The 12819-nt window shown below is 72.2% G+C and carries 11 protein-coding genes; 7 read left to right on the top strand and 4 right to left on the bottom strand.

Features of this window, described 5'->3' with window-relative positions; translation table 11 throughout:
• Positions 1 to 3: 3 nt before the first annotated feature.
• Positions 4 to 1365, bottom strand: a complete 1362-nt coding sequence (locus tag OG410_RS09310; RefSeq protein WP_329298675.1) for a ferredoxin reductase family protein — start codon at positions 1363 to 1365, stop codon at positions 4 to 6.
• A 355-nt stretch (positions 1366 to 1720) separates the two neighbouring features.
• Between OG410_RS09310 and OG410_RS09305 the strand changes: the two genes are divergently transcribed.
• A complete protein-coding gene (locus OG410_RS09305; protein ID WP_329304066.1) occupies positions 1721 to 2464 on the top strand; it encodes a response regulator transcription factor in 744 nt (247 codons plus the stop codon).
• Between the two features lie 89 nt (positions 2465 to 2553).
• Positions 2554 to 3993 carry a sensor histidine kinase gene (locus OG410_RS09300; RefSeq protein ID WP_329304065.1) on the top strand — a complete coding sequence of 480 codons (1440 nt, stop codon included), beginning with the start codon at positions 2554 to 2556 and terminating at the stop codon, positions 3991 to 3993.
• A gap of 61 nt (positions 3994 to 4054) precedes the next feature.
• Here OG410_RS09300 and OG410_RS09295 read toward each other — a convergent pair whose 3' ends face one another.
• The 3 genes from OG410_RS09295 to OG410_RS09285 all read right to left on the bottom strand — a co-directional run bounded on the left by OG410_RS09295 (position 4055) and on the right by OG410_RS09285 (position 6319).
• Positions 4055 to 4753, bottom strand: coding sequence for a L,D-transpeptidase family protein (locus OG410_RS09295; RefSeq protein ID WP_329298674.1), 699 nt, complete (start codon positions 4751 to 4753; stop codon positions 4055 to 4057).
• 3 nt (positions 4754 to 4756) lie between these two features.
• Positions 4757 to 5344 carry a pyridoxamine 5'-phosphate oxidase family protein gene (locus tag OG410_RS09290; protein ID WP_329298673.1) on the bottom strand — a complete coding sequence of 196 codons (588 nt, stop codon included), beginning with the start codon at positions 5342 to 5344 and terminating at the stop codon, positions 4757 to 4759.
• Positions 5345 to 5479: 135 nt separating this feature from the next.
• Positions 5480 to 6319, bottom strand: a complete 840-nt coding sequence (locus OG410_RS09285; RefSeq protein ID WP_329298671.1) for a hypothetical protein — start codon at positions 6317 to 6319, stop codon at positions 5480 to 5482.
• A gap of 381 nt (positions 6320 to 6700) precedes the next feature.
• Between OG410_RS09285 and OG410_RS09280 the strand changes: the two genes are divergently transcribed.
• From OG410_RS09280 to OG410_RS09260, 5 genes are all read left to right on the top strand, one after another.
• Entirely contained in the window at positions 6701 to 7894 is a 1194-nt protein-coding gene (locus OG410_RS09280; protein WP_329298670.1) for an argininosuccinate synthase, read from the top strand.
• Between the two features lie 133 nt (positions 7895 to 8027).
• A complete protein-coding gene (gene argH, locus OG410_RS09275; RefSeq protein ID WP_329298669.1) occupies positions 8028 to 9461 on the top strand; it encodes an argininosuccinate lyase in 1434 nt (477 codons plus the stop codon).
• A gap of 127 nt (positions 9462 to 9588) precedes the next feature.
• On the top strand, positions 9589 to 10560 hold the full coding sequence (locus OG410_RS09270) for an aldo/keto reductase (RefSeq protein ID WP_329298668.1): 972 nt from the start codon (positions 9589 to 9591) through the stop codon (positions 10558 to 10560).
• 154 nt (positions 10561 to 10714) lie between these two features.
• Positions 10715 to 11266, top strand: a complete 552-nt coding sequence (locus OG410_RS09265; protein ID WP_326788850.1) for a TetR/AcrR family transcriptional regulator — start codon at positions 10715 to 10717, stop codon at positions 11264 to 11266.
• Positions 11263 to 12780 (top strand): MFS transporter, encoded by a 1518-nt coding sequence (locus OG410_RS09260; RefSeq protein WP_329298667.1) that lies wholly within the window; start codon positions 11263 to 11265, stop codon positions 12778 to 12780. The genes OG410_RS09265 and OG410_RS09260 overlap by 4 nt, the downstream gene beginning before the upstream one ends.
• Positions 12781 to 12819 lie beyond the last annotated feature (39 nt).

Genomic DNA, 12819 nt, shown 5'->3' with positions numbered 1-12819 from the left:
GCCTCACAGCTCGAACGACTCGTGGTGGATACGGCGGTCGGGGACTCCCGCGGCGCGCAGCTCCCCGTACAGATCCCGCGCCATCGCGGGAGGTCCGCAGAGATAGACGTCGTGCTCGGCGATGTCGGGCACGGTCGCGCGCAGCGACTCGGCGGTGAGCCGCGGTCGGGTGCCGTCGGCGGCGTTGAGGGCGTACAGGACACGGGCCCCGCGCCAGCGTGCGATGTCCTCCAGCTCGCCGCCCAGCGCCAAGTCCTCGGCCGTGCGCGCCCGGTAGAGCAGCGTGACCCGGCCGGGCAGGGTCTCGAACAGGGCGCGCAGCGGTGTGATGCCGACGCCGCCCGCTATCAGCAGCGCCTTCGACGCCGTGCTCCGGTCCGCCGTCAGCGAGCCGTAGGGCCCCTCCGCCCACACCCGGGTGCCGGGGCGCAGCATGCCCACGGCCGCGCTGTGGTCCCCGAGTGCCTTCACCGTGATCCGCATCCGGTCGGGACGGGGCGGTGCCGACAGGGAGTACGGCGTCGAGGTCCACCGCATCCCGTCGGCGAGGAAGCGCCAGCGGAAGAACTGGCCGGCCCGCGCGTCCAGTTCGTCCAGGTGCTCCCCGCGGATCACGATGGAGAAGACCCCGGGGGACTCCCGGTGCACGGACTCCACGCGCAGCCGGTGGCGCCGGTTGAGCCGTACGGGGGCGAGCAGCCGGAACCACACGACGAGCCCGGCCGTACCGAGGTAGAGGGCGTACCAGGCGGCCCGCGCCGCCGCGTCGCCGACGAAGTCGGAGCCGAGCGCGAGCTGGTGGAAGAAGGCCAGGAAGACCGCCGCGTACGTCAGCAGGTGCACGTAGTACCAGAACTCGTGACTGATCCGGCGGCGGGCCAGGCGTGCCGAGGTGATCCCGACGGCGAACAGGATGACCGTGCCGGTCGTCGCCTTGAGCATGTCCGGGTAGTCGAACACCACGCTGAGCGTCTCGTGGACGATGCCGGTCCCGTCCTGGGCCGCGTAGCCGAAGAGGATCAGTGTCACGTGCGCGACCAGCAGGCAGATCGTGTACCGGCCGGCCATGGCGTGCCAGCGGGCCACGCGGTCGGAGCCGACGCGCCGCTCCAGGAGCGGGACCCGCGCCATGAGCGCCACCAGAACGGCGCAGCCGTAGCCGCACAGCAGCCCGGCGATCCGCCCGGCGTCCGTCAGCCAGCCGGCCAGGCCCACCACCGACCGTGTGTCGGTCCACCACAGGGCGAGGACCGCAGCCGCTCCCGCCCACAGCAGGGCCAGCAGCGGCCCGGCGGGCGAGGGACGGGGCCGCCCGCCTCCCCGCGTCGTGCGCGGGTGAGCCGCCCGCTGGTACACCGTGGTCATCTGTCCGCCCTTCTTTCGCGCCATCCGGAAGAGAACTGTGCGTGGTGAACCTCTGAGCAGGCTCTGAACCGGCCCCTTCCGCGCCGACTCACAGGGAACTCAGAGGTCGCGCGGCGTGGAGCGGCCGCCGGGAGGGGCGATGCTGGAAGGCGACATGAAGACTCCCGCCCCGGACCCCGGCCTCTCCCGCGCCCCGGACCCCGGCCTCTCCCGGGACCCGGCCCCTGGTACTCCCCGGGACCCGGACTCCGGCACTCCTCGGGACCCGGACTCCGGCGCTCTCCGTGACCCGGCACCCGGCACTCCCCGGCACCCGGTGTCCGGTGCCGTCGGTGACCCTGGCGCCGGTGCTGTCCTGTCCCGCGGGACCGGCAGGCCGCCCTCGCTCACCCGGCCCGACGGCACCTCCGTGCGTGTCCTGGTCGTCGACGACGATCCGGACCTGGCCGAGGTCCTGTCCGGCGCGCTGCGCTACGAGGGCTGGGAGGTCCGCACCGCCTGCGACGGCACCTCGGCCGCCGCGAGGGCGCGCGAGCTGCTGCCCGACGCCGTCGTCCTCGACGTGATGCTCCCGGACACCGACGGCTTCGCCGTGCTGCGCGACCTGCACACCGTGCTGCCGGACGTCTGCGTCCTCTTCCTCACCGCCCGGGACGCGGTGGAGGACCGCATCGCCGGCATCACGGCGGGCGGCGACGACTACGTCACCAAGCCGTTCAGTCTGGAAGAGGTCGTCGCCCGGCTGCGCGGACTGCTGCGCCGTGCCGGTATGGCCCGCCGCGCCGACGAGGGCCCGCGGCTCGTCGTCGGGGACCTGGCGATGGACGAGGAGGCCCGGGAGGTGACCCGGGGCGGCGACCTGATCGAGCTGTCGCCGACCGAGTTCGAGCTGCTGCGCTTCCTCATGCGCAACCCGCGCCGCGTGCTCAGCAAGGCACAGATCCTCGACCGCGTCTGGTCGTACGACTTCGGGGGCCAGGCCCATGTCGTCGAGCTGTACATCTCCTACCTGCGCAAGAAGGTCGACGCGGGCCGGGACCCGATGATCCACACGGTCCGGGGCGCCGGGTACGTCATCAAGCCCGTGGTGGGCCGGTGAACCCGGACACGCGGGACCGGGCCGGGGCCGGCCGCCGCTGGTGTGCCCGGCCGGGGGCGGCCCTGCGCGCGCTGCCGCGGCCCCGCACGATGCGCGCCCGCCTCACCGCCGGCCTCGTGGTGCTCCTGGCCGTGAGCTGCGCGGCCGTCGGCGTGGCCGCGGTCTACGAACTGGACGGCTTCCTGACCGGCCGCCTCGACCAGCAGCTCCAGGAAGCCGGGCCGCGGTTCCCGGCGAGCCTGGAGCACGGTTCGGCGATGCCGTCCGGCAAGCCGTCCGACCACGACGGAGACGAACGCGGCGACACCCGGCGTCAGGCAACCGGCACGTTCGGAGCACGCCTGCTCGGCGACGACGTCACCAACGCCGCCGTTGTGCCGCCGGGCTCCGGCACAGCCGTGCGGAACGTGGATCCGACCGCTCACGACGAGGCGGTCCTGGCCGCGGTGCCGGTGGACGGCCGGGCCCACACCGTCCGTCTTTCGGCCCTGGGCGGCTACCGCGTCCTCGCGGTACCCGGCAAGGACGGTGACGTGCTGGTCACCGGGCTGCCCACGGAGCCGGTCGACGCGGCCGTCCACCGTCTGGAACTCGTCGCCGCCCTGGTCTTCGGCGTGGCCCTCGTGGTCGCCGGGGTCGCCGGAGCCCTGTGGGTGCGCTGGTCGCTCCGACCGCTGAACCGGGTCGCCGAGACCGCCACCCGGGTGAGCGAACTGCCGCTCGCCAGTGGCGAGGTGGCACTGCCTCCACGGGCGCCAGGGTCGGACCCGCGCAGCGAGGTGGGCCGCGTCGCCGGCGCCTTCGACCGCATGCTCGGCCATGTCGAGGACGCGCTCACCAAGCGGCACGCGAGCGAGGAACGGCTGCGCACCTTCGCCGCCGACGCCAGCCACGAGCTGCGCACCCCGGTCGCCTCGGTCCGCGGCCACGCCGAGCTGGCGCTGCTGCACCCCGGCCCGGTCCCCCCGAAGGTGACGCGCGCCCTCGAACGGATCGCCGCGGAGTCGGCGCGCATGGGCGAGATGGTCGACGACCTGCTGCTGCTGGCCCGCCTCGACGCGGGCCGCCCCCTGGAACGTCTTCCCGTCGACCTCACCCACCTCGTCCTCGACGCGGTCACCGACGCCCGCGCGGCGGGCCCCGGCCACCGCTGGGTCCTGGAACTGCCGGAGGAGCCGGTGATCGTGACGGGCGACGCGCACCGGCTCCAGCAGGTGTCGGCCAATCTGCTGGCCAACGCGCGGGTCCACACGCCCGAGGGCACCCGGGTGACGGTGTCCCTGGAGCGTGCCGGCAAGGAGGCCGTGCTGAAGGTCCACGACGACGGCCCCGGGGTTCCCGAGGAGGTCCGGCCCGGCGTCTTCGAGCGCTTCACCCGCGCGGACCGCCGCCGCGCCGACGGCTCCGGCGGCGGAGCCGGGCTCGGCCTGTCGATCGTCGCGGCCGTGGTCGAGGCACACGACGGCACGGTCACCCTGGAGAGCGGCCCGGGAGCGACCACGTTCACGGTCAGACTCCCGGCGGCCTGAACCACGGCCTGAAACGCGGCCCGTACCCCCGTACCGGGTCGCCGCCGCTCCCTCGGAGCCGTCAGTACCGGGTGATCGCCGTCGCCCCGCCCGTCGTGCCGATGGCGATGTGCGGCCTGCGCGCGGGATCGGCCCACACGAGGATCCGCCGCATCGCGTCCGCCGGCACGGACACGCAACCGGCCGTGGGCCCGCTCCCGTCGACGTGCAGGAAGATCCCCGCGCCACGCCCCCGCACCGGCCGCGCGTAGTTGAACCCGATGACGAGGGCGTACGCGTACTGCTTCTCGTAGGCGATCAGATGCTCGGACTCCCCGGCCCGGCAGTCCGCGGGGCGCGGCTCCGTCCACCGGTTGTACGACCGGGAGGCGTTGTCCTGGCACCACCAGGAGTCCTGGTTCACCCGGCGGTACGCCATCGAGGTCCCGTCCGGTGCCGCCCGGGTCCCGAACGCGTACGGCAGCTCGTACAGTCCCGTGGGTGTCGTGTCGGTGCCCTGGCGCCGGGCTCCGCCCTCGACGAGTCCTCGCGCCCCGAACCGCGCGGGCGCGGAGCCGGCCCGCACCCAGCGCCCGCCCCGCAGGTCCCACCAGGTGAGGGTCCCCGAGGTCGCGTTCGCGCGTGGTGCCTCGGCGGTGAGGATCTGGCTCCCGCCGCCGGTGCCGGCCAGCCGCGAGGGCAGTACGGCGACGGGCGGCGGTCCGCTCGGGGCCAGGGCGAGCAGGGACACGGACGCGAGGGCGGCGGCTCCGAGGCGCATGGCTCAGACCGTACTGGGGGGCAACGGCAGCGGCAGCCCGGGAAGTCCGTCCAGGCTCGTCGCGATGTGCTCCTTCTTGGTGAAGTACGCGTTCAGCGACGCGTCGTCCTCGCGCGCGAAGCGCCTGCCGTGCAGGTCGCGGTCCTCGTCGTAGGACATGTAGGGCACCGCGTAGCCGCAGGAGTCGCGGACGAGCTCGGCCGTCACGACGATGATCGCGCGCAGCCCGTGAGCGGTCGGGTCGACACCGCCGAAGTGGGTGAGGAGTTCCGCGAAGCGCGGGTCGTCGCGGAAGACCGGCTCGCCGCGGCCGTGCACCCGGACGATGTTGGGCGGACCCTGGAAGGCGCACCACATCAGGGTGATCCGGCCGTTCTCGCGCAGATGCGCGATCGTCTCCGCGGTGCTCCCGGCGAAGTCCAGATAGGCCACGGTCAGTTCGTCGAGAACGGCGAACGAGCCGCTGAGCCCTTTGGGGGAGAGGTTGACCGTGCCGTCCCCGGACAGGGGCGCGGTCGCGGTGAAGAAGAGGGGCTGTGCCTCGATGAAGGTGCGGAGGCGGCCGTCGATGCGCTCATAGGTCTTTCCCATGTCTAACGATTATCGGGGAAAACCTTTCGCCTGTCTAAGGGGTTGCGGGTTCCGGCGGCGTCGTTCAGGGGCACCGCCGGAACCCGCGTACCGCCCCGGCCCTTGCCGGCGGGGCGGTACGCATGGCGGGTCAGGTCACTTGTTGAGCGTGCAGGCGGCGAGGGTGTCCAGGCCGGTGGGCTTGGCGGCGGTGCGGCCGATGGAGATCGCGATGCGGTCGATGGTGGAGACCCGCTTGTCCTTGAGGGGGCCGAGGATCGCGTTCTGGACGAAGTTCGGGCCGCCCTGTCCGACGGTGTCGACCAGCCGCTTGTTCGCCTCGGCGATCTGGGTGTTCAGCAGGGCCAGGTTGCGGTCGACCTCGGCCTTGGCGGAGGCCGGCACGGCGGGCAGCTGCGAGGCGACGTCCGGGCAGGTGATGGTGCCGGCGGCGGTGGCGGCACCCGCTCCGGAGGCGTCACCGCCCGCCTGCGCCGTGGCCGGCGCGCTCGGCGCGGTGGAGGCGGCGCCCGCACCGCCGGCGGCCGCGCCCGCGGTGTTGAGCGTGCAGGCGGCGAGGGTGTCCAGGCCGGTGGGCTTGGCGGCGGTGCGGCCGATGGAGATCGCGATGCGGTCGATGGTGGAGGCCCGCTTGTCCTTGAGGGGGCCGAGGATCGCGTTCTGGACGAAGTTCGGGCCGCCCTGTCCGACGGTGTCGACCAGCCGCTTGTTCGCCTCGGCGATCTGGGTGTTCAGCAGGGCCAGGTTGCGGTCGACCTCGGCCTTCGCGGAGGCGGGGACCGAGGGCAGGCTCGGGGCGACCGCCGGGCAGTTCACCGTGTTCGCCGCGGCCTTCGTCGTGGCGTTCTGCGCGGTGTCGTGCGACTCGCCCGCCAGGGCGCTGCCGGCGATCACCGCCGCGGACAGCACCACGGCGGAGGCTCCGCCGATCATCACGACGCGCCGCTTGTTGTACTTCGGAAGAGCCCTGGACATGCGGAATCCTCACTCGGGTCGGGGGCTGACGACCGCCCGGTGTTCGTCCGGTCGGTCATCGTTCGTGTGCCTGCCGTGCGCGAACGCGGCGCCTGCGTTCAGCGGGAGATACGCGAAAGCGGTTTCGGGTGTTCAACCCTCCGTGAAGATTCCTCGGCTGCGCGTGCCGGGAAGGCGCCGCCATGGTGCAGGAGGATTCCGCCGCCGGACACCGGAGGAGGTCACCGTCCGGACGCCGGATGGGGACCAGCGCCCGGACGCCGGATGGGGACCAGCGCCCGGACGCCGGAGGAAGTCGCAGTCCCGCGGGCCGAGATTGACGAACCATGCAGAGTGTTGCATACTCATGCATGTCAGCGAATGCACTGTGAGGAGAATCCCGTGACCGAGCGCGTCGTACTCGCCTACTCGGGCGGTCTGGACACCTCCGTCGCCATCGGCTGGATCGCCGAGGAGACGGGCGCCGAGGTCATCGCCGTTGCGGTCGACGTCGGCCAGGGCGGCGAGGACCTGGACGTCATCCGCAAGCGAGCACTCGCCTGCGGTGCCGTCGAGGCCGAGGTCGCGGACGCCAAGGACGAGTTCGCCGATGAGTACTGCCTCCCGGCGATCAAGGCCAACGCCCTCTACATGGACCGCTACCCGCTGGTCTCCGCCCTCTCCCGGCCGACGATCGTCAAGCACCTCGTCGCCGCCGCCCAGAAGCACGGTGCCACCACGGTCGCCCACGGCTGCACCGGCAAGGGCAACGACCAGGTGCGGTTCGAGGCCGGCATCGTCGCCCTCGCCCCCGACCTCAAGTGCATCGCCCCGGTCCGCGACTACGCGATGACCCGGGACAAGGCGATCGCCTTCTGCGAGGAGAAGCAGCTCCCGATCGCCACCACCAAGAAGTCCCCGTACTCCATCGACCAGAACGTCTTCGGGCGCGCGGTCGAGACGGGCTTCCTGGAGGACATCTGGAACGCGCCGATCGAGGACATCTACGAGTACACCTCGAACCCGGCCGAGCACCGCGAGGCCGACGAGGTGATCATCACCTTCAAGCAGGGCGTCCCGGTCGCGATCGACGGCAAGCCCGTCAGCGTGCTCCAGGCGATCCAGCAGCTCAACGAGCGCGCCGGCGCCCAGGGCATCGGCCGGATCGACATGGTCGAGGACCGGCTCGTGGGCATCAAGTCCCGTGAGGTGTACGAGGCTCCGGGCGCGATCGCGCTGATCACCGCGCACCAGGAGCTGGAGAACGTCACGGTCGAGCGTGAACTCGCCCGCTACAAGCGGCAGGTCGAGCAGCGCTGGGGCGAACTGGTCTACGACGGCCAGTGGTTCTCCCCGCTCAAGCGCGCCCTGGACGGCTTCATCGACGAGGCCAGCCAGCACGTCAACGGCGACATCCGGATGACCCTGCACGGCGGCCGCGCGGTCGTCACGGGCCGGCGCTCCGACACCTCGCTCTACGACTTCGACCTCGCCACGTACGACACCGGCGACACCTTCGACCAGGCCGCGGCCAAGGGCTTCATCGACATCTACAGCCTGTCGTCGAAGATCGCTGCGAAGCGGGACCTGGCCTGAGCCGTAAGGGACTCGGCGCGGACCGTGTCGTGTCCGCCGCCCCTGAGCCTCCCGAGCACTAGCCTGGCAGCCGCCTCCTCACGCACGCGTGGGGAGGCGGCGGCACATCCACACCTTTCGAGGAGTAACGCAAGTGAGCAGCAACAGCGGTGACGTCCGGCTCTGGGGCGGACGGTTCGCCGACGGTCCCGCCGAGGCCCTGGCCAAGCTGTCCGCGTCGGTCCACTTCGACTGGCGCCTCGCGCCGTACGACATCGCCGGTTCGCGTGCCCACGCGCGCGTGCTGCACAAGGCGGGCCTGCTCACCGAGGACGAGCTCACGCGCATGATCGGGGGCCTGGACCGGCTGGAGTCGGACGTCGCCGACGGCTCCTTCGTGGGCACGATCGCCGACGAGGACGTGCACACGGCTCTCGAGCGCGGCCTCCTCGAACGCCTCGGCCCCGACCTCGGCGGCAAGCTCCGCGCCGGCCGCTCCCGCAACGACCAGGTGGCCACGCTCTTCCGGATGTACCTGCGCGACCACGCCCGGATCATCGGCGGTCTGATCGCCGACCTCCAGGAGGCGCTGATCGGTCTGGCGGAGGCCCACCCGGATGTGGCGATGCCGGGGCGCACCCACCTCCAGCACGCCCAGCCGGTGCTGTTCGCGCATCACGTCCTGGCCCACGTCCAGTCCCTGTCCCGGGACGCGGAACGGCTGCGCCAGTGGGACGAGCGGACGGCCGTCTCGCCGTACGGCTCCGGCGCCCTGGCCGGTTCCTCCCTCGGCCTGGACCCCGAGGCGGTGGCGAAGGACCTCGGATTCGAGCACGGCAGTGTCGCCAACTCCATCGACGGCACGGCCTCCCGCGACTTCGTGGCGGAGTTCGCCTTCGTCACCGCGATGATCGGCGTGAACCTCTCCCGGATCGCCGAGGAGGTCATCATCTGGAACACGAAGGAGTTCTCCTTCGTCACCCTCCACGACGCGTTCTCCACCGGCTCCTCGATCATGCCGCAGAAGAAGAACCCGGACATCGCCGAACTCGCGCGCGGCAAGTCGGGCCGGCTGATCGGCAACCTGACCGGGCTGATGGCCACGCTCAAGGCCCTGCCCCTCGCGTACAACCGCGACCTCCAGGAGGACAAGGAACCGGTCTTCGACTCCTGCGACCAGCTGGAGGTCCTGCTCCCCGCCTTCACCGGCATGATGGCCACGCTGACCGTCCACCGCGAGCGCATGGAGGAGCTGGCCCCGGCCGGTTTCTCGCTCGCCACCGACATCGCCGAGTGGCTGGTCAAGCAGGGCGTGCCCTTCCGCGTCGCGCACGAGGTCGCCGGTGAGTGCGTGAAGGTCGCGGAGGCGGACGGCAAGGAACTGGACGAGCTGACCGACGAGCAGTTCGCGAAGATCTCGGCGCACCTGACGCCCGAGGTGCGGACGGTCCTCGACGTCTCCGGAGCCCTCGCCTCCCGCGACGGCCGCGGCGGTACGGCACCGAGCGCCGTCGCCGTCCAGCTCGCCGAGATCAAGACGGACGTCGCCGCGCAGCAGACCTGGGCGGCGGCCAAGCGGAAGAAGTAGACCGACGGCACTCTGTCCCACCCGCGGAGCGGACACGGTCCGCGGACCGGGGCGGGTGCGTACGACGGAGGGTGTCGCGGGTTACGTTGGCCGGGAGCCGTAAAGGAGCCGACCGAACGGAGCCGCGATGCCCTTCGCACGTCTCGCCTCAGCCACGACTCCCACCGCCCACCTCGGCCTGGGGCTCGCCGCCGTGGGCCGCCCCGGCTACATCAACCTCGGGCGCGAGGAGGACCTCCCGGCCGACCGCAGTGTCGACGCCCTGCGCGAGCGCACCCGTGAACTCCTCGAAGCCGCCTACGCCCAGGGCGTGCGCTATTTCGACGTGGCCCGCTCCTACGGCCGTTCGGAGGAGTTCCTCGCCGGCTGGCTGAACAGCCGCCCGGACGTCGACGACGTCGTCATCGGCAGCAAGTGGGGCTACGCCTACACGGCCGACTGGCGCACCGACGCCGAGGCGCACGAGGTCAAGGACCACGGCCTCGCCATGTACGAGCGCCAGCGCGCCGAGACCGCGGAACTGCTCGGCGACCGGCTCGACCTCTACCAGATCCACTCGGTGACCCCGGACAGCCCGGCCCTCACTGACAAGGAACTGCATGCGGCCCTCGCCGAAGCGGCCGCCCAGGGCCTGTCGATCGGCTTCTCCACCAGCGGGCCCGCCCAGGCGGAGGCGATCCGTGCCGCGCTCGCCGTCACGGTGGACGGCGAGCCGCTCTTCCGTACCGTCCAGTCCACGTACAACGTCCTGGAGACCTCCGCCGCCCCGGCGCTCGCCGAGGCCCACGACGCCGGGCTCACGGTGATCGTCAAGGAGGGCATGGGCAATGGCCGGCTCGCCGGTCCTCACGCGCCGGAGGCGCTGCGCGCCGTCGCCGCAGAGACCTCCCTCGGCTGCGACGCGGTCGCCCTCGCGGTGATCCTGCGGCAGCCCTGGGCCGGTGTCGTGCTCTCGGGGGCGGCCACCGCCAACCAGCTCGTCTCCAACCTGCACGCCGCGGTCGTCGACCTCGACGACGGCCAGCTCTCCCGGCTCGCCGCCCTCGTGGAGGAACCGCGGGCGTACTGGGAGCGACGCGGACAACTCCCCTGGCACTGAGCGCCCTGAGTCCCTGGTGTCCTGAGCGCCTGGGTGCGAGGAGTCGCGGAGCAGGCGCATCGGAAGGGCTTCGAGCAACGTCTGGACCAGACAAGTGTGAGACACACATGCGCCGCATGAGACATTGATGTCTCAGGTGCGGTACCGTTGTCTCATGGCTGTCGACCGTGATCACGTGCTGCGCAGCGCAGCCGCCCTGCTCACCCGGAAATCCACCGCGACCATGGACGAGGTCGCCAAGGCCGCCGGGATCAGCCGGGCCACGCTGCACCGCCAGTTCGCCGGCCGGGACGCGCTCGTACGCGCGCTGGAGGCGCTCGGCATCGAGGAGTGCGAGGCCGCCCTGGACGCGGCCCGCCTCGACGACGGCACCGCCCAGGAAGCCGTGCGCCGTCTGGTGCGGGAGCTGGAGAAGGTGGCCGGACTGCTCGCCTTCCTCTACACGGAGAACCAGCTCTTCGAGGGCGACGGGCAGCACGAGGGCTGGGCCCGGCTCGACGCGCGGATGGCCGCGCTGTTCCGGCGCGGCCAGCAGAGCGGCGAGTTCCGCATCGACCTCAGCCCGGCCTGGCTCACCGAGGCGCTCTACGGGCTGATGGCCTCGGCGGCCTGGGCCGTGACCGAGGGCCGGGTCGCCGCCAACGACTTCCACCACATGATCGTCGAGCTGCTGCTCGGCGGCGCGCTCAGGAGAGAGGAACCATGACCAGCACCCTGCGGCCGGCCGTTGTGACGGAGACGCCGAAGCGCCCGGGCCGCTGGCTCGCGCTCTGCGTCCTCGTCCTCGCCGTGCTGCTGGTGGCCGTCGACGCGACCGTCCTCGGCCTCGCGACCCCGTACATCAGCGAGGACCTCGAACCCTCGGGCACCCAGCTTCTGTGGATCGGTGACGTCTACTCCTTCGTCATCGCCGGTCTGCTCGTCTCCATGGGCAGTCTCGGCGACCGCATCGGCCGCAAGAGGCTGCTGCTGGCCGGCGCCACGGCGTTCGGCCTGATATCTGTGCTCAACGCCTATGCCACGACACCCGAGACGATGATCCTGGCGCGGGCGCTGCTCGGCGTCGCGGGCGCGACCCTGATGCCCGCCACCCTCGCCCTGATCCGCAACATCTTCCACGACTCGCGCGAACGCAGCCTCGCCATCGGCATCTGGGGCGCGACGGCCTCCGCGGGCACGGCGGTCGGTCCCGTCGTCGGCGGCCTTCTGCTCGAACACTTCTGGTGGGGTTCGGTCTTCCTCATCAACCTTCCGGTGATGGTGGTCCTCGTCCTCGTCGGGCGCAGGCTGCTCCCCGAGTCGAAGAGCCCGAACCCCGGGCCCTGGGACCTGATCAGTGTGACGCTCTCGCTCGTCGGAGTCATCGGTGTGGTGTACGCGGTGAAGGAGCTCGCCGCGCACGGACCAGGCGGCCGGGCGCTCGTCGTGGGCCTGCTGGGCGGGGGCGCCCTCGTCTGGTTCGTGCGTCGCCAACTGACACTTCCCGCACCGCTGTTGGACGTCCGTCTGTTCCGCAACCGGGGATTCTCCGGCGCGGTGCTCGCCGACCTGTTCACGGTGCTCGGCATGTCCGGGCTCGTGTTCTTCCTCTCCCAGTACCTGCAACTCGTGCAGGGACGCGGGCCGTTCGAGGCGGGGCTCGCCGAAGTCCCCGCCGCGGTGGGCGCGGTGGCGGCGGGTCTGGTCGCGGGACGGTTCGCCCGGCGCTTCTCCGTGCGCACCGTCGTGTCCGGCGGACTCGCCGCCGTGGGTCTCGCGCTCGGCGCGCTCACCGTGCTGGACCGGTCCACCGGCTATCCGCTGCTCGGCGCGGCCCTGCTGGTCGTCGGCGTCGGCGCGGGCTTCTCGTTCACCGTCACCGCCGACGTCATCCTCTCCGCCGTGCCCAAGGAGCAGGCGGGCGCCGCGTCCGCGGTCTCCGAGACGGCGTACGAACTCGGCGCGGCCCTGGGCATCGCGCTGCTCGGCTCCGTCGTGACCGGCGTCTACGCGGGCTTCACAGGCCCCGCGGGCACACCGGCCGCGGCGCACGAATCGCTCGGCGGAGCGGTGGAGGCCGCCGGAAACCTCCCCGGGCACACCGCCGACGCGCTGCTGACCGCGGCCAGGGAGTCCTTCGTGGACGGCCTGGCGCTGGCCTCGGCCGCGGGAGCGGTGGTCCTGCTGGCCACCGCGGTGGCGGCCTGGTTCCTGCTGCGCGGCCAGAGGCTGGACGCGTAGGAGCACGGTCCACGTTCCGGGCGCGGGCGGCTCGGCGGA

The sequence above is a fragment of the Streptomyces sp. NBC_00659 genome (assembly GCF_036226925.1).
Taxonomy (GTDB): domain Bacteria; phylum Actinomycetota; class Actinomycetes; order Streptomycetales; family Streptomycetaceae; genus Streptomyces.
Note: the sequence above shows the minus strand (reverse complement) of the source record. Positions and strands in the feature narration are given on the sequence as shown.